The sequence below is a fragment of the Gramella sp. MT6 genome (genome assembly GCF_019357415.1).
Lineage (GTDB): Bacteria > Bacteroidota > Bacteroidia > Flavobacteriales > Flavobacteriaceae > Christiangramia.
Window position 1 is genome coordinate 1,224,014 of record NZ_CP048410.1, and the last position, 24,911, is coordinate 1,248,924.

19 protein-coding genes are annotated in these 24,911 nt (G+C 38.4%); 13 read left to right on the forward strand and 6 right to left on the reverse strand.

Translation table 11 applies throughout. The features are described from left to right. Positions 1–98: 98 nt before the first annotated feature. The 4 genes from ileS (at position 99) to G3I01_RS05630 (ending at position 5,250) form a co-directional block, all read left to right on the forward strand. Positions 99–3,500 (forward strand): isoleucine--tRNA ligase, encoded by a 3,402-nt coding sequence (gene ileS, locus G3I01_RS05615; protein WP_219551892.1) that lies wholly within the window; start codon positions 99–101, stop codon positions 3,498–3,500. A gap of 3 nt (positions 3,501–3,503) precedes the next feature. Next, complete coding sequence (locus G3I01_RS05620) at positions 3,504–3,887, forward strand: TraR/DksA C4-type zinc finger protein (protein ID WP_108171052.1); 384 nt, start codon at positions 3,504–3,506, stop codon at positions 3,885–3,887. A gap of 120 nt (positions 3,888–4,007) precedes the next feature. Continuing rightward, positions 4,008–4,583, forward strand: coding sequence for a hypothetical protein (locus G3I01_RS05625; protein WP_219551894.1), 576 nt, complete (start codon positions 4,008–4,010; stop codon positions 4,581–4,583). A 43-nt stretch (positions 4,584–4,626) separates the two neighbouring features. Further along, positions 4,627–5,250, forward strand: a complete 624-nt coding sequence (locus G3I01_RS05630) for a lipoprotein signal peptidase (RefSeq protein ID WP_219551896.1) — start codon at positions 4,627–4,629, stop codon at positions 5,248–5,250. Here the strand turns inward: G3I01_RS05630 and G3I01_RS05635 are convergent. Genes G3I01_RS05635 through G3I01_RS05660 form a run of 6 tightly spaced genes read right to left on the reverse strand, consistent with a single transcriptional unit; the run spans position 5,247 to position 10,035 of the window. Continuing rightward, entirely contained in the window at positions 5,247–5,663 is a 417-nt protein-coding gene (locus tag G3I01_RS05635; protein ID WP_219551898.1) for a response regulator, read from the reverse strand. The two genes, G3I01_RS05630 and G3I01_RS05635, sit on opposite strands and share 4 nt — an antisense overlap. Before the next feature lie 12 nt (positions 5,664–5,675). Next, positions 5,676–7,130, reverse strand: coding sequence for a PAS domain-containing protein (locus tag G3I01_RS05640; RefSeq protein WP_219551900.1), 1,455 nt, complete (start codon positions 7,128–7,130; stop codon positions 5,676–5,678). Positions 7,131–7,183: 53 nt separating this feature from the next. Then, positions 7,184–7,756: a 5-formyltetrahydrofolate cyclo-ligase gene (locus G3I01_RS05645; RefSeq protein ID WP_219551902.1), complete on the reverse strand. Its 573-nt coding sequence runs from the start codon at positions 7,754–7,756 to the stop codon at positions 7,184–7,186. Beyond that, positions 7,737–8,738, reverse strand: a complete 1,002-nt coding sequence (locus G3I01_RS05650) for a succinylglutamate desuccinylase/aspartoacylase family protein (protein ID WP_219551904.1) — start codon at positions 8,736–8,738, stop codon at positions 7,737–7,739. Before G3I01_RS05650 ends, G3I01_RS05645 begins: the two co-directional genes overlap by 20 nt. A 3-nt stretch (positions 8,739–8,741) precedes the next feature. After that, positions 8,742–9,614 (reverse strand): 30S ribosomal protein S6--L-glutamate ligase, encoded by an 873-nt coding sequence (rimK, locus tag G3I01_RS05655; protein WP_108171058.1) that lies wholly within the window; start codon positions 9,612–9,614, stop codon positions 8,742–8,744. Then, positions 9,583–10,035 (reverse strand): RimK/LysX family protein, encoded by a 453-nt coding sequence (locus G3I01_RS05660; protein ID WP_219551906.1) that lies wholly within the window; start codon positions 10,033–10,035, stop codon positions 9,583–9,585. Before G3I01_RS05660 ends, rimK begins: the two co-directional genes overlap by 32 nt. 154 nt (positions 10,036–10,189) lie before the next feature. On the opposite strand from G3I01_RS05660, the gene uvrC reads away from it, so the two are divergent. The 9 genes from uvrC (at position 10,190) to G3I01_RS05705 (ending at position 24,633) form a co-directional block, all read left to right on the forward strand. Continuing rightward, complete coding sequence (uvrC, locus tag G3I01_RS05665; RefSeq protein ID WP_219551908.1) at positions 10,190–11,983, forward strand: excinuclease ABC subunit UvrC; 1,794 nt, start codon at positions 10,190–10,192, stop codon at positions 11,981–11,983. Next, positions 11,984–14,212 (forward strand): patatin-like phospholipase family protein, encoded by a 2,229-nt coding sequence (locus G3I01_RS05670; protein ID WP_219551910.1) that lies wholly within the window; start codon positions 11,984–11,986, stop codon positions 14,210–14,212. A 171-nt stretch (positions 14,213–14,383) separates the two neighbouring features. Continuing rightward, complete coding sequence (locus tag G3I01_RS05675) at positions 14,384–15,556, forward strand: homogentisate 1,2-dioxygenase (RefSeq protein ID WP_219551912.1); 1,173 nt, start codon at positions 14,384–14,386, stop codon at positions 15,554–15,556. 104 nt (positions 15,557–15,660) lie between these two features. Continuing rightward, positions 15,661–16,803: a 4-hydroxyphenylpyruvate dioxygenase gene (gene hppD / locus G3I01_RS05680; protein ID WP_219551914.1), complete on the forward strand. Its 1,143-nt coding sequence runs from the start codon at positions 15,661–15,663 to the stop codon at positions 16,801–16,803. A gap of 301 nt (positions 16,804–17,104) precedes the next feature. Then, the gene (locus G3I01_RS05685; protein ID WP_219552775.1) at positions 17,105–17,881 is read left to right on the forward strand and encodes a DUF3108 domain-containing protein; all 777 of its coding nucleotides are present in this window, start codon (positions 17,105–17,107) and stop codon (positions 17,879–17,881) included. Between the two features lie 2 nt (positions 17,882–17,883). Further along, positions 17,884–18,843 (forward strand): tryptophan 2,3-dioxygenase family protein, encoded by a 960-nt coding sequence (locus G3I01_RS05690; RefSeq protein ID WP_219551915.1) that lies wholly within the window; start codon positions 17,884–17,886, stop codon positions 18,841–18,843. Positions 18,844–18,854: 11 nt separating this feature from the next. After that, positions 18,855–20,090 (forward strand): peptidoglycan DD-metalloendopeptidase family protein, encoded by a 1,236-nt coding sequence (locus tag G3I01_RS05695; protein ID WP_219551917.1) that lies wholly within the window; start codon positions 18,855–18,857, stop codon positions 20,088–20,090. Beyond that, on the forward strand, positions 20,091–21,725 hold the full coding sequence (pgi, locus tag G3I01_RS05700; protein WP_219551919.1) for a glucose-6-phosphate isomerase: 1,635 nt from the start codon (positions 20,091–20,093) through the stop codon (positions 21,723–21,725). 175 nt (positions 21,726–21,900) lie between these two features. Further along, entirely contained in the window at positions 21,901–24,633 is a 2,733-nt protein-coding gene (locus tag G3I01_RS05705; protein ID WP_219551921.1) for a TonB-dependent receptor, read from the forward strand. Positions 24,634–24,911 lie beyond the last annotated feature (278 nt).

Below are 24,911 nucleotides of genomic sequence, written 5' to 3' on the forward strand. Positions count from 1 at the left end.
TTTTCCATAAGAATAATAACACGTGTATTTTACCTTAGAATAATATCATCTTTTGTTAAAAATCCTTATTTTCGCACATCATTTGAAAAAAGGAGAAAATGAGCAGAAGGTTCCCTGAATACAAAGGTCTTGACCTGCCTAAGGTGGCAGAAGAAATCCTCAATTATTGGGAAGAAAATGATATTTTCGAAAAGAGCGTGTCTACACGTGAAGGTAAAGAACCATTTATATTTTTTGAAGGTCCGCCTTCAGCCAATGGTCTACCGGGAATTCACCACGTAATGGCTCGTGCCATAAAAGATATTTTTTGCCGATATAAAACTCAAAAGGGATTCCAGGTAAAGCGTAAAGCTGGATGGGATACTCATGGGCTTCCTGTGGAGTTAGGAGTAGAGAAGGAACTTGGAATTACCAAAGAGGATATCGGAACCAAAATAAGCATCGAGAAATATAACGAAGCCTGTAAAAATGCGGTGATGCGTTATACCGATGTCTGGAACGATCTTACTCAAAAGATGGGTTACTGGGTAGATATGGAAGATCCATATATAACCTACAAATCCAAATATATGGAAACGGTTTGGTGGCTGCTTTCAGAGATCTATAAGAAAGATCTTATCTATAAAGGCTATACCATTCAGCCTTATTCACCAAAAGCCGGAACGGGATTGAGCTCGCATGAGTTGAATCAGCCAGGAACTTATCAGGACGTGACCGATACTACGGTAACTGCAATGTTCAAGGTAAAGGAAGAAACACTTCCGGATTTTCTAAAGGATATCCCGAATTTGTTCTTTATCGCATGGACCACAACTCCATGGACGTTGCCTTCGAATACCGCTTTAACCGTTGGTCCTAAAATAGATTACGTTACCGTAAAAACATATAACCAGTATACCTTCGAGCCAATTACTATCATTGTAGCGAAGGAACTTGCTGAAAAGCAATTCGATAAAAAATTCAGAAAAGCAGAATCTGAGGAAGATCTTAATTCTTATTCAAAAGAAGATAAGAAGATCCCTTACCTGATAGGTGAAAGCTTTTCAGGAAAGGATATTGTTGGGGTTAAATATGAGCAATTATTACCATATGCCCAGCCAAACGATAATCCTGAAAATGCCTTCAGAATAATTTCCGGAGATTTTGTCACGACTGAAGATGGTACCGGTATCGTGCATACCGCGCCAACCTTTGGTGCAGATGATGCCCTGGTTGCAAAACAGGCAACTCCCGAAGTGCCGCCAATGTTGGTGAAGGATGAGAATGGAAATTTGGTTCCTCTTGTAGATCTTCAGGGTAAATTCAGACCAGAAATGGGTGAATTGGCCGGGAAGTATGTGAAGAATGAATATTATGACGAAGGACAGGCTCCAGAGAAATCTGTAGATGTTGAACTTGCGATCAAATTAAAAGAAGAAAACAGAGCATTCAAAGTTGAAAAATATGTTCACAGCTATCCAAATTGCTGGAGAACAGATAAACCAATATTATATTATCCGCTGGATTCATGGTTCATTAAAGTGACCGAATTCAAGGATAGAATGCATGAGCTGAACCAGACCATTAACTGGAAACCAAAATCGACCGGAGAAGGACGTTTTGGTAACTGGCTCGCTAATGCTAATGACTGGAACCTAAGCCGAAGCAGGTATTGGGGAATCCCATTACCTATCTGGAGAACCGAAGATGGAACAGAGGTAAAGGTAATTGGTTCTATAGCCCAGCTTAAGGAAGAAATGGCCAAAGCTGTTGATGCGGGAGTTCTTGAGAAAGATATTTTCGAAGACTTTGAGCCAGGTAATATGAGCGAGGAGAATTACGAAAAAGTAGATCTTCACAAGAACGTGGTAGATGGTATTACCCTGGTTTCAGATTCCGGAAAAGCAATGAAGCGTGAGGCAGATCTTATCGACGTATGGTTCGATTCTGGTTCTATGCCTTATTCACAATGGCATTATCCTTTTGAGAACAAGGAAAAAGTAGAAGATAAATGGCGTAAGGCTGACTTTATCGCGGAAGGTGTAGACCAGACACGTGGATGGTTCTATACACTTCATGCGATCGCAACGATGATCTTTGATGATGTTGCCTATAAAAATGTAGTTTCTAACGGTCTTGTATTAGATAAGAACGGGCAGAAAATGTCCAAGCGTTTGGGTAATGCGGTAGATCCGTTTGAGACCCTTGCGGTTTATGGTCCAGATGCGACTCGCTGGTACATGATCTCTAATGCGAATCCATGGGATAACCTCAAGTTCGATATTGAGGGAATTGGAGAAGTTCAACGTAAATTCTTCGGAACCCTATATAATACTTATTCATTTTTTACGCTGTATGCGAACATTGATGAATTTAGCTATGCTGAAGACGATATTGCCTTAGAGCAAAGACCTGAAATAGATAGATGGATACTTTCAGAATTACATTCGCTTATTGAAAAAGTGGATAAGTTCTATGCAGATTATGAACCTACCAAAGCGACCAGGGCAATTTCAGAATTTGTTCAGGAAAACCTTAGTAATTGGTTTGTAAGATTAAGCAGAAGAAGATTCTGGAAAGGTGATTATGAGCAGGATAAGATCTCTGCCTATCAAACCCTTTACACCTGTCTGGAAACCGTTGCTAAATTAGGAGCCCCGGTAGCACCTTTCTTTATGGACAGGTTGTTCCGCGACCTTAATGCTGCCACTGGAAAAGATAAGTCGGAATCTGTGCATACCTCAGATTTCCCGGTTTATGAACCAAAATTTGTGGATAAATCTTTGGAGAGAAAGATGGAGAAAGCCCAAACGATTTCTTCTTTGGTACTTTCGCTTCGTAAAAAGGAGATGATCAAAGTGCGTCAACCTCTGCAAAGGATAATGATTCCGGTACTTGACGAGGAGCAGAAGCAGGAGATAAAAGCGGTGGAAGACCTAATTAAGTCTGAAGTAAATGTCAAAGAGATCGAGCTAATCGATGATGCATCAGGTTTACTTGTAAAACAAATCAAGCCTAATTTTAGAGTTCTTGGCCCAAGATTTGGTAAGGATATAAAACTGATTGTCAGCAAGATAAACGAATTCACGGCAGAAGACATTTCTAAAATCGAGCGTGAAGGCGAGATAGAGGTAGAAATTAGCGAAAATTTAGTTAAATTGAACCTTGAGGAGGTTGAGATATCTTCTCAGGACATCGAAGGATGGTTAGTTGCCAGCAATGGTGGCTTGACAGTAGCCCTGGACGTTAGTATTAGTCCGGAGTTGAAAAAGGAAGGTGTTGCCAGAGAGCTGGTTAACAGGATCCAGAACCTCCGAAAGGATTCAGGCTACGAAGTGACTGATACGATTGACGTTACCCTACAAAAAGACGGCATTATCGAGGATGCTGTGAACGATAATATAACTTATATTAAAAACGAAACATTAACTGCGAAGCTCGAATTCGTAGAGGTGGTAAATGAAGGTGCTGAAGTCGAATTTGATGAAGTTGCCACCAGATTGTTTATTAAAAAACATTAAGCCATGTCTACAGAAGTAAAAGAACGTTACAGCGACGCTGATTTGGCAGAGTTCAAAACTCTGATTAAGAAGAAGATTGAAAAGGCTCAGGAACAACTTGAAATTTATCAAAGCGCCTATAAGAATGATGGTAATAACGGTACAGATGATACTTCACCTACATTCAAGGCATTTGAAGAGGGTAGTGAGACCATGAGCAAAGAAGCGAATTCCCAGTTAGCGATCCGCCAGGAGAAGTTTATTAGAGACCTTAAGAATGCGTTGTTGCGCATTGAAAACAAAACCTATGGAATTTGCCGTGTAACTGGTAAACTTATTGCTAAAGAAAGATTGCTTTTAGTGCCGCATGCTACTTTAAGTATCGAGGCAAAGAACATGCAGCGATAGTAGCAAAGCATAATTATAAATTAAACGTCCAGAATTTGCTTTTTGGACGTTTTTTTGTTGGATATAAGAATGGTGATGCTGAAGAATTTTTTATTAGTTTTTATAGTGATAATAACCGGTATGAGTCATGCTCAAAAAAATACCCGGGAGATCATTAATGCTGAAGGAGTAAAAAAGATCCAGATAAACACTGATGAGGTTTATCATATAAAGATCAAATCCACCAAAACTTCACAGATCAGTATTAATACGCATTCAGAAGGAGAGTATTTTGATGATATTATCTTAAAAACGGAACAGCTGAATGAAGTTATAAATATAAGCACTCAATATCCTGAAATACTTACCGGGGGATATGATAAGCTCAGTGCTCATAAGGTATTTTCCCTGGAAATAGAATTAGAGGTTCCTGAAGGATTGGAGATCGTTATTAGCTCTAATATCGCTTCGGTAGAAGCAAATGGAGATTTCAAATCCTTTTACGCAGATCTTAAACAGGGTTATTGCAATCTATCTGATTTTTCAGGAAATGCAGTGATCAATACCTATTCCGGACATATTACGGTTGAAACCTCTTCAGGCCTTATAGAAGCTGAAAGCCGGAATGGAACTGTGGAAATACCAGATTTCCTGCCGGGCCGAAATCCGTTAAGACTTAAGAGTATAGACGGAAATATTAAGGTGCGTAAAAACTAAATAATATTAGTATTTTTGACCCGTTTTCAAACAAAGTTGATTCATGTCCCTTAAAAAAGCCGGATTCCTTATTATACTGATTCTTTTAATCGATCAGATTTCAAAATTATATATCAAAACCAATTTCGCCTTAGGAGAAGAGATCGAAGTCTTCGACTGGTTCAGGATTCTTTTTGTTGAAAATGAAGGAATGGCCTGGGGTACTAAAATTCCGGGAGAATATGGCAAGCTGGCGTTAACTTTATTTCGCCTGGCAGCGATCGTGGGGATTGGATACTGGCTTTGGGATTCCGTTAGAAAGAACGGTTCCAGGATCCTTATTACTTCTATCGCTTTGATCTTCGCAGGAGCTTTCGGGAATATTATAGACTCGGTCTTTTACGGAGTTATTTTTAATGAAAGTTACGGGCAGGTAGCAAGCTTTTTACCCGAAGGTGGAGGCTATAGCTCACTTTTTCATGGAAAGGTCGTAGATATGCTTTATTTCCCTCTGTGGAAAGGTTATTTGCCAGAGTGGATACCATTTTGGGGAGGAAAGTACTTTACTTTCTTTGAACCGGTATTCAATATAGCCGATTCTGCGATAAGTGTAGGTGTGGCGATGTTGCTACTCTTCAGTAAAAGAGCTTTCCCAAAAGAAAATAAACCTGAAAAGAAAAAAGATTAGGCAGCTGTTCTATCGAATATCTTTTCGAATTTTTTCAGCTCGATAGGTTTGATGAGATAATCTGTAACAAGATTAAAAGATTTTGCTCTTTCCAGATCGCGTGGATCTATTGAAGAACTAACCACATATAAGGTGATCTTCTTGCTAAGATTGTTCTTTATCTTGATAAATTCATTTAAAAATTCCCAACCATCCATTACGGGCATGTTGAGATCCAGGAAAATAATGTCTGGAAGTTTATCTTCGTCGGTTACATTTTGCATGATTTCCTTGAAGTAATCCAGTGCTTCTTTCCCGTTCTTGTAAATGAGTAAGTTCTCAGAAAGCTTTTTGATCTCTATGATCTTCTTTACTAAGTTCACGTATATCTTATCGTCGTCTATGATACACGCTAGTTCTACTTTTTGCCCCATAATAAATAGAATCTAGAATTTTATTTTAAAGGTTGTCCCAATGTTTAGGGTACTGCTAACAGATATGGTCCCTCCAAGGGCTTCTACCTGATTTTTGGTTATGAACAAACCAATCCCTTTAGCCTCTGGATTACTTGGATGAAACGTTTTATACATTCCAAACATCTTATCACCATACTCGTCGAGGTCTATTCCCAGTCCATTGTCGCTAACTTCTAAAAACTCTTTATCGTTCTCGACATAGGTCTGAATAAAAATGACTGGTTTACGCCCCGGTTGTCTATACCGGATAGCATTCGTGATTAAATTTAGTAAAATACTTTCAAGATATTCAGGTATATAGCGAATTTCTTTCAAATCCTGAAATTCAGCGACGATTTTTGCATTTTCTCGATTAATCAACGAAGAGATCGATGCTAAAACGATCTCAAGGGCTTCCTCAAACCTGATTAGAACAGGTTCTTTTTTCAAGGAAGTTTGGATACTAACAATATTATTCAATCTCGAAATAGCCGAATCAAGATTGTCTGAGACATCTTCGACATTAGCCAGAAGATCAAACTTGTCCCTATCGGTCTTAGATTCTCTCAACAGCTCTACAATGAGGCTTAGATTACTGCTATGGGATCTTAAATGGTGAGAAACAATATGTGCAAAATTGAATAATCTTGAATTTTGGGTCGCAATGATATCTAAAGAATTCTGAAGATTAAGCTCGTTGTTCTTATTCTCATCTATGTTCTGGAGGACTCCGCGGATACCAACCACTTCCTGCTCATCATTATAAACGGGTTTTCCGGTTAATCGCACCCAGAATTCACGATGCTGAAAGGAGACCATTTTGAGCTCCAGTTTAAAAGGTATGCCGAAATTTTCGCACTTATCAAATGCATTGCGCATGCGGTTATGATGTTCCTTGGCATAGAATTTCATGCGGTCTTCATAAGCCGGTTGAAAATCGCGGGGGCATTCAACGATCTTCAGGGAAACATCATCCCAGTAAATATTTTTGTTTACGGTATCTACATACCAGCCACCGGTAGAGGTCATCTCGGCCGTTTCCCGGTAGTAAAAGAAATTTTCTTCAATGGTATATTGATCTCTTTTACTTTGGTGAATATTCACAAATAAGAGCACCGCGGTTTCCCGAAATTCAGAATTCCTTGTTTTCTGGTTCTTACATTCGAACCAGCGATATTTACCATTCTCAAGCTTTAGCTTTATTTCAAAGCTAAAAGGCTCGTTCTCTTTGATAAGTTTTTCGAAGTGTATTCTAAAATCATAGCGGTAATCTGGATGCAGTATATGATTTATGAAGAACTCAAATCTATCTTCTTCAATTTGCGGTTTTCCAACCAGAATGTTGAAGTGCTCAGACCAGGATATCTCTTTGGAAAAAAGATTTATTTTCCAATAGGCTATATCAAAATCTTCCAGTATGCTATTTAACTGTAGGTCGTTGAGCATCAAAGTGATTTGTTCAGGTTAAAAATAACGTAATAACCTTATCATTACAAAAATTATTTTGTGCCGAATTCATAAATTTTATCTGGGGTGACACAATAATCCAGAGGGATATCGCTGCTAAAAATTTCCTTTATTTCTTCCACCGGCTTAAAAAATGAAAGTCCGATCTTTATTACCTCAGGTTTACAACCCGCCAGGAATTTATCATAGAATCCTTTGCCATAACCTATGCGATGACCGGATTTGTCGAAAGCCAGAAGCGGGATGAAAACTACATCTAATTTTTCACTGGGAACTTCAATCCCATCCTGTGGTTCAGGGATATTCCACCTATTCTTCTTGATCACGGTTTGATCTGTCAACAGAAAATTCAAAAGACCTCCAGTTTTATGATCGGTTTTTGGAATGATCACTTCTTTATCCTTACCCTGCAGAATATGCAGTAAAAACTCTGTATCTACTTCTTTTTGCTCAGGAATACTTAGGAAAATATGGTAATATCTGTAGTCCCAAACCGGCAATTCCAATGACCTGTTCGCGATCTCGAGGCTCATTTTTTCAATTTCAGCATCTTTTAGTTCCAGTCTCAGATCCTTGAATTTCTTTCTAAGCTGTGCCTTGTTCATGATCTTCGGTCTTTGGTTGCATAGAAATATGAAAAATAGCGTCTCCCTGGTAAACGATAGGAGATTCATTGATGTTGATCACATAACCTTCACTGGGGGATTTTATTTTATGGCTGAATTTACCGTATGGGTCTGTAATGGTAGCGATATATTCTCCTTTGGTAACATGTTTGCCACAAGGGATCTTAACATGCAGTAATCCGCTGTATTTCGCCCTTAACCATGAACTGGAAGCAATTACTACGGTTTCTTTTTTTACATCTGGATAGTCAAATTTAGGATTCAGCATATCTAGATGGCTTAAAATTCTCATAGCACCATCAACCCCATACTTGGCGATATCCTTATTGCTGTCTAAAGATTTACCACCTTCAAACAGTAAAACGGGTATCCCTAATTTTGAACAGGTTTCCCTGAATGATTTTGTGATCGTTTTGGAATGAATGGTAAAAGGCGCGTTAAAGATCCTGGCATATTTTATACTCTGCTCATCTCCTTTTTTTACCCTTATCTGCGGCGCGTTGAACCTTGCGGCTCCACCGGTATGAAAATCCAGACAAAAATCTGCTATTGGTAAGATCTTCTTTACGAATTGGTAAGCAAATCGGCTGGCCAGCGAACCATGCTTGGTTCCAGGAAATACCCGGTTTAGATCACGACCATCGGGAAATTCTCTTGCCATGTTCAAAAACCCAAAGATATTCACGATAGGAATACAGATCACCGTACCAATTCGGGGTTTATTTACCCCTTTAGAAATGATCTGCCTAACGATCTCCACACCGTTGATCTCATCTCCATGGATACCGGCGGTTAAAAGCACTACCGGACCCGGTTTTTTAGAACGTTCAATGATAACCGGAACTTCTACCGAAGTAGTGGTGTAGAGCTTAGCCATATTAAAATTTATGGTTGCTCCCTTTCCGGGTAGTACTTTTTCACCTAAAATTTCAAGAACATTGTTCTTGTCTATACGAGGCATATACTATACGTTTCGTTCAATATATCTAATGATGGTTTTTGCAATATCTTTTCCAGTAGCTTCTTCTATTCCTTCCAGTCCCGGAGAGCTGTTCACTTCAAGGATAAGTGGTCCACGGCTACTTTGCAGCATATCTACACCGGCTACCCCAAGCGACATTGCCTTAGCGGCTTTAATCGCAGCATTTTCTTCTTCGTCTGTTAGTTGGATGACCGAAGCAGATCCACCTCTGTGCAGGTTGGACCTGAATTCTCCTTCTTTCCCCTGCCTTTTCATCGCTCCAACTACCTGCCCATCTACCACGAATGCTCTAATATCTGCACCACCGGCTTCTTTAATGAATTCCTGAACGATCACCCTGGCCTGTAAACCATTGAATGCTTCGATTACAGATTCTGCCGCATTCTGAGTTTCGGCAAGTACCACTCCAAGGCCCTGGGTTCCTTCTAGTAATTTGATGATAACCGGGGCTCCACCAACATGCTCGAGAATCTCGGTCACATCTTTAGAGTAATTCGTAAAAACTGTTTTTGGTAATCCTAATCTTGCTCTGGATAGGATCTGTAGGCTTCTTAACTTGTCACGACTTCTAACCAGTGCCTGAGATTCTGTAGTGGTAAAAGTTCCCATCATTTCAAATTGTCTTACCACGGCCGTACCAAAAAATGTCACTGACGCTCCGATTCTGGGAATAACCGCATCGGTTTCTTCCAGCCAGTGACCTTTATAATAAATAGTGGGTTTTTTCTTTTCAATGATGAGATCACATTTTATAGGATCTATCACTTCTACTTCATGATGTCTTTTCTTAGCCGCTTCGACCAATCTGCTTGTTGAGTATAGTCTAGGGTTTCTTGATAGAATTCGTATCTTCATCTAGCTTTTTGTTATAAGACACATCGATCAATTCTGTGTCCACTATAAATTTTTTTGTTAAAAACTTTCTTCCAATTAAAACCGGAAATCTCATTTCCTGCCTGGAGGAAAGAGATAATGAGATTTTAAAGATTTTCCCGAACAATTTAATATTTGACTGAACCTGATACCTTTTCTGGATAATCCCATTGCTGCTTCTAACAAATACGATATCATAATCATCGAAAACAAACTCTTTTCCGTTGTAAAGCGGATGTTCATCATCTAAAAAAGTACAATGTATTGCATCGTCTTTTTCAATAATATTATCACAATGAATAGAGGAAGTATAGGCTCCGGTATCAATTTTTATGGCAATGTCGTTAAGCTGTAAAGCCGGGAAATCTGCTTTATCAAACCTGCCGATCACTATTTTTTCCATATTGCAATATACTAAAAAGGCTTAAGACCTTTGGTACTGCAAAGTAAAGCAAAGATTATCCAACTTTTCAATCCCTTTCTAAGATATTCTTAAAATTTAGCAGGCATCTTGAAAAAGATTTAGCTGGCGGTTTTTTATGTTTAAATTTGAACTAATGGAAAAACCTGCTTTGGACGTTCAGTTAAAAACTTTGCCCAACAGCCCGGGAGTTTATCAATATTACGATAAGAACGGGAAAATACTGTATGTGGGTAAAGCTAAAAACCTTAAAAAAAGGGTCACTTCTTATTTCAACAAAAATCACGATAGCCATCGCATTGGGGTGATGGTGAAAAAGATACATGAGATTAGGCATATCGTGGTTTCTTCTGAAACTGATGCGCTTTTACTGGAGAATAACCTTATTAAAAAGCTTCAGCCTCGCTTTAATGTGATGCTGAAAGATGATAAGACCTATCCGTGGATATGTATTAAAAATGAACGTTTTCCCAGAGTTTTTCCTACCAGGAGATTGATCAAGGATGGTAGTGAATATTACGGACCCTTTACCAGTTTTAAAACTGTGAATACTTTACTAGACCTTATTAAAGGTCTTTATAAATTAAGGACTTGTAATTACGATCTGGCTGAAGATAAAATCAGGAATGGTAAATATAAGCTGTGTTTAGAATACCATCTGGGGAATTGTAAAGGCCCATGTGAAGCTCTTCAGTCTGAAGAAGAGTATAACAACAATATTGAAGCAATCCGGCAGATCGTTAAGGGAAATTTTAAAGATTCCCTGCAGCGTTTTAGAAATCAGATGAAGGAGCATGCTGAAAATATGGAATTCGAAGACGCGCAGCGTATCAAGAACAAGATCGATGTACTGGAGAATTACCAGTCTAAATCTACCGTGGTAAATCCAAAGATCAATAATGTCGATGTATTTTCAGTGGTTACCGACGAAGGTTATGGTTATGTGAATTTCCTTCAGCTTTCCCATGGAGCGATTATTCGTTCTCATACGATCGAGATGAAAAAGAAGCTGGACGAAAGCGACCGGGAACTTCTGGAACTGGCTATAGTGGAGATCCGTCAGCGCTTCAGTTCTAATTCAAAAGAAATTTTCGTTCCCTTTAAAGTAGATGTAGGAGAAGATGTAAAGATAACAGTCCCTAAACTCGGAGATAAAAAGAAGATCGTGGAACTTTCTGAGAGGAATGCAAAATATTTCCGTCAGGAAAGGTTCAAACAAATGAAGATCGTAGACCCAGACAGGCATGTGAACAGGGTTATGGCACAGATGAAGGAGGACTTGAGGCTGAGTAAAGAACCGAGACATATAGAATGCTTCGACAATTCGAACATCCAGGGTACAAATCCTGTGGCCGCCTGCGTTGTTTTCAAGAACGGTAAGCCAAGTAAGAAAGAATATCGTAAATTTAATATTAAGACCGTGGAAGGCCCAGATGATTTTGCCTCTATGGAAGAAGTTGTTTTTAGAAGATACCGTAGGCTTCTCAATGAAGGTGAGGAACTCCCGCAACTAATTATTGTAGATGGAGGAAAAGGTCAGTTATCAAGCGGTGTTAAAGCTCTGGATGATCTTGGCCTTAGGGGGAAGATCGCTATTATAGGTATTGCTAAAAGGCTGGAAGAGATCTTTTATCCTGAAGATCCTATTCCGCTTTATCTTGATAAAAAGTCTGAAACATTAAAGGTTATTCAGCAGTTAAGAAATGAGGCTCACAGATTTGGTATTACCTTTCATCGCAATAAAAGAAGTAAAACAGCGCTTAATACAGAACTGGAGTCGATAGAAGGGATTGGTGAGAAAACAGTTGTTGAATTGCTTAAGCATTTCAGGTCCCTGAAAAGGGTCAAGGAGGCTTCAAAAAAGGACCTGTCAGAAGTAATTGGAGCTTCTAAGGCAGGAATAATTTTTAACCATTACCACACCGGATAAATGCGTAAATTTTTAGCTTTTTTATTCTTCCTCTCAACATTTATTGGGTTCTGTCAGGATAATGATAAACCTAAAGTTGGGCTTGTGCTAAGTGGAGGGGGAGCAAAAGGGCTGGCGCATATCGGGGTGCTAAAGATACTGGAAGAAGAAGGTATTAAGATCGATTATATTGGAGGGACCAGTATGGGTGCCATTATCGGTGGATTATATGCTTCAGGATATACCGCGAATGAGCTGGATTCGATCTTCAATCAGACCAATTTCGATATCCTTATTCAGGATGATATTCCAAGAAGGGCCAAGACTTTTTATGAAAAGGAGGATTCGGAAAAATATGCCATAACCTTACCTTTTGACAATTTCGATATTTCATTTCCTACAGGTCTGTTTAAAGGACAGAATATCTATAACCTTATGTCCAGGCTTACCATGCATGTAAGTGATGTGAACGATTTTAGCGAATTACAGATCCCTTTTTTCTGTGTAGCCGCCAATGTTGAAACGGGAGAGGCTGTGATCCTGGATAGCGGTTCCCTCGCTAAGGCGATCTCTGCGAGTGGTGCGATCCCTACTATTTTAAGTCCGATCAAAATTGATGACCAGTTGTTAACAGATGGTGGAGTGGCTAATAATTACCCAGTGGAGGAATTAAAACGCAGGGGAGCCGATATTATAATTGGGGTAGACGTGCAGGACACCCTGGTGAAACGCGATAAATTGAGAAGTGTTTTTGAGATCATGTCGCAGATCAGCAATTTCAGGACGATTGGAGATATGAAGGAAAAGATCCCTATGACCGACATTTATATAAAACCAGATATTTCTCCATTTTCAGTAATGTCCTTTGAAGATGGTCACGCGATCATAGATTCTGGTAAGGTAGCTGCCTCAAGAAAATTACCTCAGTTAAAGGAACTGGCCGAGAAAACTGAAGATGGTTTTCATCGCGAAAAAGTAAGGAAGATTGATACGTTCAATATTAGTGGATTAACCCTGGAAGGAAACAACACCTATCCCAGGGCATATGTGCAGGGTAAGCTCAAGCTGGATTACGATGAACCTTATAATTTCGAGGATCTTAATATTGGTATCAATAACCTTTCGGCTACGGGAAACTTCGACAGGATAAATTACCAATTGATTCCGAAGGATGAGAATGGGAATTATATCCTCGCCATGCAAATCGAGGAGAGTGAAAACAAAATGCTTTTAAGGTTGGGTTTGCATTATGACGAACTATATAAGAGCAGTGCCCTGGTGAACCTTACTAGGAAGAGTTTGCTTTTTACCAATGACGTCGCATCTATAGATCTTATTGTTGGAGATAACCTCAGGTATAATTTCAATTATTATCTGGATAAGGGTTATTACTGGAGCGTAGGCTTGAACTCAAGATATAATACTTTTGAAAAGTACATAAACCTTAATAGCATAAGAAGGATTGAAGGCGACGATACACCTTCTTCCATTGCTGAACTTGAAGTCAATTTTGAGGATGTAACGAATCAGCTATATGCTGAAACTTTATTTCAACAGGTTTTTTCTATCGGTGCGGGGCTGGAGCATAAGTATTTAAAATTTAGCAGTACCAGTTTTAATGATTTTAGCAATCGGAATAATGAGTTGATATTCGATAATAGTCATTACGCCAGTGCGTTTGGTTATTTAAAATATGACTCCTACGATAATAAGTATTTCCCAACTAAAGGGGTGAGTTTCAATGGTGACTTTCATGTTTACCTGTACTCAAGTGATTATAATAATAATTTTGCTGAATTTTCAATCGCGCAGGGAGCTATTGGGTATGCTGTAACGCCATTCAATAGATTTAGCGCACGAATTTCTACGGAAACAGGTTTTAAAATAGGGAATGACGGTACCGAGGTTTTAGATTTTTTTCTCGGCGGCTATGGGAATGATTTTATAAACAATGTCAAACCATTTTATGGTTACGACTTTTTAAGCCTCAGTGGAGATAGTTATATTCAGGCTCTATTTGAATTTGATTATCAGATAGCCCGTAAAAACCATATTATCGCCAGTGCTAATATCGCTAATGTAGAAGATAGGTTGTATACAACCGGTAACTGGTTCACATGGCCAGACTATACCGGGTATGCTTTAGGATATGGCCTTGAAACATTTATGGGGCCTATGGAAGTAAAATATACCTATTCCCCTGAAGTAGGGGAAAGTTACTGGTTTTTTAGCCTTGGATTCTGGTTTTAAAGATGTTAAGTGATTTTAGTAATTTGATCATCCAGGGCCTTGTTTTTAGTCTACTTTTAAGAATGTTTCGCTAAATTTTCATGATATTTGTATAAATCGAAAAATAAAGTCGAAAAAATCCTAATATCTTAAAGATTTCATGGATTCTGATCGATTCAAAAACTAAAAATTATGCCTTTTTATCATAAACTAGGTAAAATTCCACATAAGCGTCATACGATATTCAGGAAGCCAGACGGTAGCCTTTATTATGAGCAACTTTTTGGCACCATCGGTTTTGATGGAATGTCTTCTAATTTATACCATGAACATCGTCCAACCCAGGTCAAGGAGATCAAGGGAAAATATGATGCGAGACCTAAGATAGCTATTGAGAATAACCTGAAATCATATAGATTAAAGGGTTTTCAGGTAACGCCACATCCAGATTATCTGCAAAGTCGTAAGCCAGTACTTACTAACTCAGATTGCGATATAGTCCTGGCTTCTCCCCAGGGTTCTACCCAGGATTATTTTTATAAAAATGCTGATGCAGACGAACTTCTTTTTATTCATAAAGGAAGCGGAAAGCTGCGTACTCATTTAGGAAATCTGGATTTTAAATATGGAGACTATTTATTGATCCCAAGAGGGACCATCTATAAAATAGATTTTGACGATGAAAATAACCGACTTTTTATCGTTGAGTCCAGAAGACCAATTTACACGCCGAAAAGGTACCGGAATTGGTTTGGGCAGTTATTGGAACATTCACCATTCTGTGAGCGTGATTTAAGGCAGCCTCATGAACTGGAAACTAACGATGAAAGAGGTGATTTCCTTATTAAGATCAAGAAAAAAGGGGAGATCTTTGATATGGTTTATGCGACCCATCCTTTTGATGTGGTTGGATATGACGGCTATAATTATCCATATGCCTTTTCAATTCATGATTTTGAACCCATAACAGGTAGGGTACATCAGCCGCCACCTGTGCATCAAACCTTTGAAACTGATGCCTTTGTGGTTTGTAGTTTCTGCCCGAGAAAATATGATTATCATCCAGAAAGTATCCCGGCTCCATATAGCCATAGTAATATAGACAGCGATGAGGTTTTATATTATGTTGATGGAGATTTTATGAGCAGGAATGACATCGAAGCCGGTCATATTTCACTTCACCCGGCGGGTATCCCTCATGGACCACACCCAGGTGCTGTGGAAAGAAGTATAGGCCAGGTGGAGACTGAAGAGCTGGCAGTAATGGTAGATACTTTTAAGCCTTTGATGCTTACTGAAGATGCCATGGAGATTGCAGATGAAACTTACCATAAATCATGGTTGGAGGAAGAAGATAGAGAATAAGATGAAAGAAGATTTATCAGCACAGGATAGAGCGATGTGGTAAAATTTTGAAACTAAACCTCAATTTTTTACAATATCAATAATCCTAAAAAACTTAAAACAAAATGTCTACAGATAACACATCATTAAATTTAGAGAAAGTAGTTCCTGAAGCAGAGGATTTTCTACCAATTCTTGGAACAGATTTCGTTGAACTATACGTTGGAAACGCCAAGCAGGCGGCATATTATTATCAGCATGCATGGGGATTTCAGCCGGTAGCTTATGCTGGGCTGGAAACCGGGAAAAAAGACAGTGTTTCCTATGTATTACAACAGGGAAAAATTCGAATAGTTCTTACTTCTCCTTTAGAAAAGGATGGTGAGATCAATGAGCATATCAACAAGCACGGCGACGGCGTTAAGTTTGTTGCTCTTTGGGTAGACGATGCCCGTAAAAGTTATGAAGAGACCACCAAAAGGGGCGCGAAATCATATGTTGAGCCTTACGAGATCGAAGATAGTAACGGGAAGGCAGTAATTTCCGGAATCCATACATATGGTGAAACCATTCACCTTTTTATTGAAAGAGGGGAGTACGAAGGTCCTTTTTTACCTGGTTACAGGGCTTATCATACCAAAGCTAAATCTACAGATACAGGTTTGAAATTCATTGACCATATGGTTGGAAACGTTGGATGGAATGAAATGAATAAATGGGTTGAGTTCTACGGAAAAGTGATGGGATTCGCGCAATTGGTATCATTCGATGATAAAGATATTTCTACAGACTACACTGCTCTTATGAGTAAGGTGATGAGTAACGGGAATGGTCGTATTAAATTCCCTATTAATGAACCTGCAGAAGGAAAGAAAAAATCACAGATCGAGGAATATATAGACTTCTATAATGGAGCAGGAGTACAGCATATCGCCTTGGCTACAGATAATATTATCGAAACCGTTACCCAGTTAAGAGATCGTGGAGTAGAATTTCTGTATGTTCCAGAAACCTATTATGATGATCTTTTAGACAGGGTAGGCGAGATCGACGAGGATCTTGAGCCTTTAAAAGAACTTGGTGTTTTGGTAGACAGGGATGATGAAGGTTATCTTTTACAGATCTTCACAAAACCTGTTTTAGACAGGCCAACCATGTTTTTTGAGATAATTCAGAGAAAAGGAGCTCAATCTTTTGGAAAAGGGAACTTTAAAGCTCTTTTTGAGGCTATAGAAAGAGAGCAGGATTTACGAGGTACATTAAATTAGGATTAAAAAATTGCTAAAACTTAGGTGTAAAAATTGAAATATTGATAATTAAATAAATTTTTAGTTAAACTTAATTATGCTGTTGTGGGTAAGGTAGAAATATCAGACTTTTGCACCGCATTTTTGGAGTGGTTACCAAAAATCATATTTAAATTTTTTTCATAATTTAAGTTTTAGTTGGTTAATAAGATAAAATTCCCCGTCATTAATTTGATGGGGTTTTTTGTTTTAATACTTTTGGAATAGTAATTGTAATTAGGGTATTAATCCCAGAAATACTGATACTTAGTAACAAATTATGATGAAAAAACTCTTTGCAATTACCATTCTTTTCTGTCTGGTTGGTACCGCCCAGTTATATTCTCAGCAAGCTTTCGAAGAAGGCGAATGGTTTAAATTTCGCATTCATTACGGTATTTTCAATGCCAGCTATGCAACTCTTGAAGTTGACGAGACTAAATTGGGTAACAAACCGGTTTACCATATTAAAGGAAAAGGTAAATCTACCGGACTCCTTAGCCTTTTTTTTAAGGTTGATGATGATTATCAGACCTATATAGATAAAAGGACAGGTAAACCCTACAAATTCATCAGAAAAATAAATGAGGGTGGTTATACTAAAGATCTCGAAATAGACTTTGATCACGACGAAAACAAAGCTCATGTTCATAATAAGGAAAATAATCAGCGGCAAAGCTACTCGGTACCCAATAATGTGCACGATATGTTATCGGCATTTTATTATATTCGCAACCAAATTGACACTGATGGTTTGAAGCCGGGTAAAGAGATGCGCCTTAACATGTTCATCGATGATGAAAATCTCGATTTTAAACTCGTATTTCTAGGCAGGGAAGTGATCAAAACTAAATTCGGAAAGCTGGCAACACTTAAATTCAGACCCTATGTATTAGCGGGTCGTGTATTTAAGGAAAAGGAAAGTCTAACTTTTTGGGTTAGTGATGATAAGAATAAAATTCCTGTAAAGATCGAAGCAGATCTGGCAGTTGGATCACTGGACGCAGATCTGGATGCTTATAAAGGTCTCAAACATCAGTTTAGCATCATAATGAATTAAGCATGGAGATAAAACCCGAGATCGCGGAACGAATCATAAAACTTGAAGAAAAGTTTAAAAATTCGGGTCAGGATATGGGGTCCTATTTGGATGGTCTTCTTTACGACCGATATTTATCCTATTGGGATTATATAGAGGTAGACACTCTTTTAAGTCTGCAAAAAACCAATACACATTTTCCTGATGAAATGATCTTCATTACTTATCATCAGATCACCGAACTGTATTTCAAACTCATTATCCATGAGCAAAAACAGATCATAGAAAGTGCTACTTTAACGGCTTCATACTTTATTGAAAAGCTAAATAGAATAAATCGCTATTTCAGGATCTTGATAGATTCATTTGACGTGATGATCAAGGGAATGGAAAGAGAGCAGTTCCTGAAGTTCAGGATGGCTTTGCTTCCTGCGAGCGGATTTCAATCGGCACAATTCAGAATGATAGAATTATATTCTACCCCGCTGGAAAATCTTGTTTCCTCAGATATCCGTGAGAATTTTTCTGAGAGGAACACTCCAGAGGAACTTTACGAAAATATCTACTGGAAAAAAGGCGGAATAGATTTGGAAACCGGTGAAAAAACACTCACTTTAAAACAATTCGAAAAGAGATATACTCCCCGGTTCTTAAGGATCGCTAATGGAGTATATGGAAATACTATATATCATCGTTACTTAAAGATGCATGAAGATGATCGCAATAATGAAGACCTTGTGAAAGCTATGCGTAATCTTGATGTAAATGTAAATATCAATTGGCTTTTAATGCATATGGGGGCGGCCTACAGATATTTGAGCAAAGACAAAACAACCGTGAAAGCGACTGGAGGTACCAACTGGAAAAAATTTCTTCCTCCAAGTTTTCAAAGAATATCTTTCTTCCCAGACCTATGGACAGAGGAAGAAAAACAAGATTGGGGCAAACAATGGGTGAACCATACGTTTAATACAGAAAAATAAAAAGAAAAAAATTGAAGAAACTAGGCTTACTGTTAATGTTGATGCTGGCTTTTGTTGCCTGCAATGATGAGGAAAAAGACCAGGCTGTTAACGAAGAGGTTAAAGAAAAAAAGTTACCTCCGGTTGAAAAGGAATATGGTTTTGTTCTAAATGATTTTGAAGTGGTAAAGGATACGATCGAAGCTGGAGACAGTTTTGGTTATATCATGGATAAAAATGGTGTTGGCCATGGAAAAGTCTTTGAAATTTCCAATAAGGTGAAAGACACTTTTAATCCTGCACGAATTACTGCCGGTAAAAAATATATGATCCTTAAGGCTAAGGATTCAGCAAAGACTCCTCAGTACTTTATCTACGAAAATGATAAGATCAATTACACTGTTGTCTCTATAGGTGATAGTATCTATGCTGAAACCAAAAAGAGACCGGTGACCGTAAAGCGAAGAGAAGTTTCCGGAGTGATCGTTTCGTCACTTTCTGAATCTATGCAGGCACAGGGGTTAAGTAATCTACTGGTATATGAACTATCTAATATTTACCAGTGGAGCATCGATTTCTTTAAACTTCAGAAGGGAGATCAGTTCAAAATGATCTATCATGAGAAATATATAGATGATACTGTTTTTGTAGGTGTAGAAAAAGTTGATGCTGCGGTTTTCAAACATTCAGATAAGCCTTTCTACGCCTTCAATTATTTGAATGATACAATTTCAGGCAAACCAAGTTTCTATGATGAAGAGGCAAAAGCTTTGCAGAGCTTCTTTTTAAAAGCACCACTGAATTATTCTAGGATTTCATCAAGATATACCAAAAGACGTTTTCACCCGGTTCAAAAGAGGTGGAAAGCACATCTGGGAACAGATTATGCTGCAGACTACGGGACTCCAATTGTAAGTACCGCTAATGGTACGGTCATCGCTTCAAGTTATACTTCGGGTAACGGGAATTACGTGAAAATACGCCATAACAGTAAGTATACTACACAGTATCTTCACATGACCAAAAGGGCGGTGAGAAATGGAGAAACGGTAAAACAGGGAGATGTCATTGGATATGTTGGTAGTACTGGCTTAGCTACCGGGCCGCATGTTTGCTATAGATTCTGGGTTAATGGAAGACAGGTAGATCCATATCGTCAAAATCTACCATCTGCAAAGCATATAGAAGACAACCTAAAGGATGAATATTTTGCATATATCGAACCTTTGAAGGAAGAACTTGAAGAAATACCGTACAAAAATATTTAGATGAAAAATATCAATCCAACCACTACAGGCGCATGGAGCGAATTAAAAGATCACTATAAAAAGATTGAAAATGAACATATGCGCGATATGTTCGCTAAAGACGAAGATCGTGCAAATAATTTCACTCTTAAGTGGGAAGATTTCTATGTAGACCTAAGCAAGAACAGGATTACTGAAGATACAAGAGATCTCCTCTTAAAACTGGCTGAGGAATGTAAACTCGATGAGGCCATAGAAAGTTATTTTTCTGGAGAGGCCATTAACCAGACAGAAAACCGTCCGGTTTTACATACAGCATTGAGAGCAGGTAAGGACGCCAATATTAAGGTTAGAGGTGAGAATGTGGTTCCTGAAGTTCAGGAAGTGAAAGAAAATATTCGTGCTTTTTGTGATGAGGTAATTAATGGTACCAGAAAGGGATATACCGGGAAGGCATTTACCGATGTGGTAAATATTGGTATTGGCGGTTCAGACCTTGGTCCTGATATGGTTACTGAAAGTCTTGAATTTTATAAGAATCATCTTAAAATTCATTTTATTTCTAATGTAGACGGTGACCATGTTCATGAAACAATAAAAGATCTTAATCCAGAAACCACCTTATTCGTTATAGTTTCAAAAACCTTTACTACAATGGAAACATTGAGTAATGCTACCACCGTGAGGGAATGGTTCCTGAAATCTGCGCCTGAAAATGAAGTTTCCAAACATTTCGTTGCAGTATCCACCAACCTGGAGAAGGTAGAAGCTTTCGGGATAGATCCTGAAAATATATTCCCAATGTGGGATTGGGTTGGAGGCCGATTTTCATTATGGAGTGCAGTAGGTCTTTCTATTAGCCTGGCGATAGGATATAACAATTTTGCTTCTTTGCTAGAGGGAGCAAGAAAGATGGATGATCATTTCAAGTCAACTCCATTCAAGGAAAACATGCCGGTCCAGTTAGCCCTGTTAACGATTTGGTATAACAACTTTTTTGATGCAGAAAGCGAAGCGGTGATCCCTTATTCTCAATACCTGAGCAAGTTTCCATCTTATCTTCAGCAAGCGATCATGGAGAGTAATGGTAAAAGTGTGGATCGCAATGGTGAAAAAGTTTCTTATGAAACCGGAACGATCATCTGGGGAGAGCCTGGAACTAATTCGCAGCATGCATTTTTCCAACTTATCCACCAGGGAACAAAATTAATTCCGGCAGACTTTATTGGATTCAAGAAATCTCTTTTCGATGATAAAGTTCACCAGGACCAGTTGATGGCTAATTACTTTGCACAAACTGAGGCTTTATTGAACGGTAAAACATCTGGAGAGGTAGAACATGAGCTGAAGTCTAAGGGATTGAGTCAGGATGAGATAGACAGAATCAGTCCTTTTAAGGTTTTTGAGGGGAATAATCCTACAAATACAATTCTTATTGAAAAACTGACTCCAGAGAGTATGGGGAAACTTATCGCCTTATATGAGCACAAGATTTTTGTGCAGGGAGTGATCTGGAATATTTTTAGTTATGATCAATGGGGTGTGGAATTAGGAAAGCAATTGGCTACTAAGATACTTTCAGAATTCGCAACAAATACGGTCGATGAGCATGATTCTTCCACTAAAAATCTTCTGAAATATTATCTGGAGAAATAGTGCAAGTTTCAATATGCCACTTATAAAGCCCTTGTAATCAAGGGCTTGTTTTTTTATATCTCATTTTGAAAAAGCGGCTTGTTAAATTTTTTAATATTAACATTTGTGAATTTATTTAAATTCCAGAATTGACTTTTTTTGCAAAAATTTTAAAGCAAACAACAAATTTTTCAAAATGAGAAAGTTTCTATTTTTAGTGATGCTGCTAGCAACCACTTCGATTTTTGCCCAGGGAACGGTTACCGGTACGGTATTGGATTCCGAAATGGATGGTCCTTTACCGGGAGCAAATGTTTTGGTAGTTGGTACTCAACAAGGTGCTATGACCGATTTTGATGGGAATTTCAGCCTTGACGTTGAAGATGCTACAGGTCAAATTAGAATTAGCTTTGTAGGTTATCAGACCAAAACTGTAAAGTTCAATGTTTCTAATGGTCAAACTCAGGACTTAGGTCAGATAGTTTTAACTCCAGATGCAAATGCCTTATCTGAAGTTGTGATCACAGGTGTAGTAGACCTTGCCAAGGATCGCCAGACTCCTGTGGCTGTTTCTACTATTCGTTCTACAGAGATCCAGGAGAAACTGGGGAACCAGGAATTTCCTGAGATCCTTAATACTACTCCATCAATTTATGCTACTAAACAAGGTGGTGGATTTGGAGATTCGCGTATTACCATTCGAGGTTTTGATACTCAGAACTCTGCCGTGATGATTAACGGTATTCCTGTGAACGACATGGAAAACGGACAGGTATACTGGAGTAACTGGGCTGGTCTTAGCGATGTGGCTTCAGCGGTACAGGTACAAAGAGGTTTAGGTTCTTCTAAACTTGCCGTTTCGTCTGTAGGTGGTACTATTAACGTGGTAACTCGTTCAGCAGAAAGAAAAGAAGGTGGTTTTGTAAAAGCTAGTTTTGGTAACGATAATTACTTAAAAACAGTTGCTTCTTACAACACCGGACTTAATGATAATGGATGGTCTGGATCATTTTTATTCAGCAGAACAGCTGGAGATGGTTATGTGAACGGAACCGAATTTGAAGGCTATAACTACTTCATAGGCGTTGGTTATAAGGCAAATGAAGATCATGACTTTAACTTCATGCTTACGGGTGCTCCACAGCAACATAATCAAAGAGGTGCATTCACAAGACTTTCAAGCTACCTTGCCTATGGAGAAAATGGTGAGCCAAATGAAAAATACAATCTTGACTACGGATACAGAAACGGGGAAGAATTTACTTTCGCTGGTAACTTCTATCATAAACCTGTAGCTTCTCTTAGCTGGGAATGGGATATAACCAGTCTTTCAAAATTATCTACAACCGCATATGCTTCTTTTGGTAGGGGTGGTTCTATAGGTTCTATTGGTAGGATCAATGGTAGACAATCGTTTGCCCTTCCATTAACTGAAGATGGTTTAATTCCTATGGATGATATTTTTGCATGGAACTCTGGTCAGGATGTTCCTGCTTTTGGAGACCCAAGACAACCATATTCTGGTGAAGGCCAGTACCAGGGGCAGTTTGTAAATACTGGAAACGGGGATCGTTCTGGTGAAAATGGGATTTCACAACGTTCTTCTGTAAACTCTCACAACTGGTTTGGTGTTATCTCCAACTTCGAAACTGAACTTACAGATAAAATTACTTTAGACCTTGGAGCAGATCTAAGATCTTATAGAGGTTTCCATTACCGTAGATTAGTAGACCTTATGGGTGCAGATACTTATCTTTCAACTGCAGATAGCAATAATCCAACCAGGTTCCTTAATGAAACTTACGAGCCTACCATAGGTAATACTTTGAATGTATTCAAGAGTATAGACGATGAGGAGAAGATCGACTATTATAATGATGGATTGGTAAGATGGGCTGGTGTTTTTGGCCAGTTAGAATACGCTGGAGATCAGATCTCTGCTTTTATCCAGGGATCATTGTCTAACCAGGGATTCAAAAGAATAGAATACTTTAACGAACCTCCTGCTACTCAGGAAACCGACTGGGAGAACATCCTTGGTGGGAATATTAAAGGGGGTATGAACTATAATATAGACGAGAAACATAACGTATTCGGGAATGTTGGTTACTATTCAAAACAACCATTATTCGATGCTGTTTATATCAACTTTGGTAATACTTTAAATCCGAATTTAACTAACGAACAGGTTTTTGGAATTGAATTAGGTTATGGTTTCCGTTCTCAGTACTTCAATGCTAATGTGAATATCTATAGAACATCATGGGCTGATAGATTCGAGTCTGATGCAGCAACCTTCTTTGAGGATACGCCAAATGAAATTAGAGGAACAGCGAACTTACTTGGTATTACACAGGTTCATAAAGGATTTGAATTCGACTTCTATGGTAGAGTTGGAGATAAATTCAGATGGAATGGTATGCTTTCTATAGGTGATTGGGAATATAAGGACGATGTGGTAGCTTCATATTTTGATGAAAACCAGAACCCGATTCCTGGAGTTGACGATGCTGTGCTTAATCTTGACGGAGTTAAAGTTGGGAATGCTGCACAATTAACTGCTAGTTTAGGTGCAGATTATCAGATCCTCGATAATTTAAGTGTTGATGCAACTTATAGATATGCAGATAATCTATATGCAGATTTCGATGCTACAGATGCCCTGAACGATCCAGATTTCGAAGTGTTTGAAGTTCCTTCTTACGGTCTTTTAGACCTTGGAGCTTCTTATGGTCTTGATTTAGGAGATAACAGATTGAGCTTTAGATTGAACGTGAATAACGTGACAGATAATATTTATATTTCTGAATCCAATACTAATATCCTTGCAGGTCCGGAGGATACAACCTATGACGGAGTGAATGTTAATAATAACGTTTTCTTTGGATGGGGAAGAACCTGGAATGCAAGTGTAGCTTTTAGGTTCTAGACCTAATTTCCAGATAATTAAAAAGAAGCTCCGGTGAAATCCGGAGCTTTTTTTATTTTTTTTAATAATTGTTATTAAATCTCTTGTTGATAGGACTTGGTCTTCCTTAAAAATTGATATTCAGCTGATTAACAATAATTTTGTAGGATTATTTTAGCCTTTCCGTCCTAAATTCCTTGAATTTTGGCAAGATTCATAGGTAATAAGTTAAAACTCTTAACACTTAGATAATGCTAGTTATGTAAGAATTGTGTTTTTTTGCACCGAATTTTAATCAA

Excerpts from the sequence above, each read along its gene's own strand:
- ileS (WP_219551892.1), top strand. The coding sequence starts at position 99 with ATGAGCAGAAGGTTCCCTGAATACAAAGGTCTTGACCTGCCTAAGGTG.
- G3I01_RS05620 (WP_108171052.1), top strand. The coding sequence starts at position 3,504 with ATGTCTACAGAAGTAAAAGAACGTTACAGCGACGCTGATTTGGCAGAG.
- G3I01_RS05625 (WP_219551894.1), top strand. The coding sequence starts at position 4,008 with ATGAGTCATGCTCAAAAAAATACCCGGGAGATCATTAATGCTGAAGGA.
- G3I01_RS05630 (WP_219551896.1), top strand. The coding sequence starts at position 4,627 with ATGTCCCTTAAAAAAGCCGGATTCCTTATTATACTGATTCTTTTAATC.
- G3I01_RS05635 (WP_219551898.1), bottom strand. The coding sequence starts at position 5,663 with ATGGGGCAAAAAGTAGAACTAGCGTGTATCATAGACGACGATAAGATA.
- G3I01_RS05640 (WP_219551900.1), bottom strand. The coding sequence starts at position 7,130 with ATGCTCAACGACCTACAGTTAAATAGCATACTGGAAGATTTTGATATA.
- G3I01_RS05645 (WP_219551902.1), bottom strand. The coding sequence starts at position 7,756 with ATGAACAAGGCACAGCTTAGAAAGAAATTCAAGGATCTGAGACTGGAA.
- G3I01_RS05650 (WP_219551904.1), bottom strand. The coding sequence starts at position 8,738 with ATGCCTCGTATAGACAAGAACAATGTTCTTGAAATTTTAGGTGAAAAA.
- rimK (WP_108171058.1), bottom strand. The coding sequence starts at position 9,614 with ATGAAGATACGAATTCTATCAAGAAACCCTAGACTATACTCAACAAGC.
- G3I01_RS05660 (WP_219551906.1), bottom strand. The coding sequence starts at position 10,035 with ATGGAAAAAATAGTGATCGGCAGGTTTGATAAAGCAGATTTCCCGGCT.
- uvrC (WP_219551908.1), top strand. The coding sequence starts at position 10,190 with ATGGAAAAACCTGCTTTGGACGTTCAGTTAAAAACTTTGCCCAACAGC.
- G3I01_RS05670 (WP_219551910.1), top strand. The coding sequence starts at position 11,984 with ATGCGTAAATTTTTAGCTTTTTTATTCTTCCTCTCAACATTTATTGGG.
- G3I01_RS05675 (WP_219551912.1), top strand. The coding sequence starts at position 14,384 with ATGCCTTTTTATCATAAACTAGGTAAAATTCCACATAAGCGTCATACG.
- hppD (WP_219551914.1), top strand. The coding sequence starts at position 15,661 with ATGTCTACAGATAACACATCATTAAATTTAGAGAAAGTAGTTCCTGAA.
- G3I01_RS05685 (WP_219552775.1), top strand. The coding sequence starts at position 17,105 with ATGAAAAAACTCTTTGCAATTACCATTCTTTTCTGTCTGGTTGGTACC.
- G3I01_RS05690 (WP_219551915.1), top strand. The coding sequence starts at position 17,884 with ATGGAGATAAAACCCGAGATCGCGGAACGAATCATAAAACTTGAAGAA.
- pgi (WP_219551919.1), top strand. The coding sequence starts at position 20,091 with ATGAAAAATATCAATCCAACCACTACAGGCGCATGGAGCGAATTAAAA.
- G3I01_RS05705 (WP_219551921.1), top strand. The coding sequence starts at position 21,901 with ATGAGAAAGTTTCTATTTTTAGTGATGCTGCTAGCAACCACTTCGATT.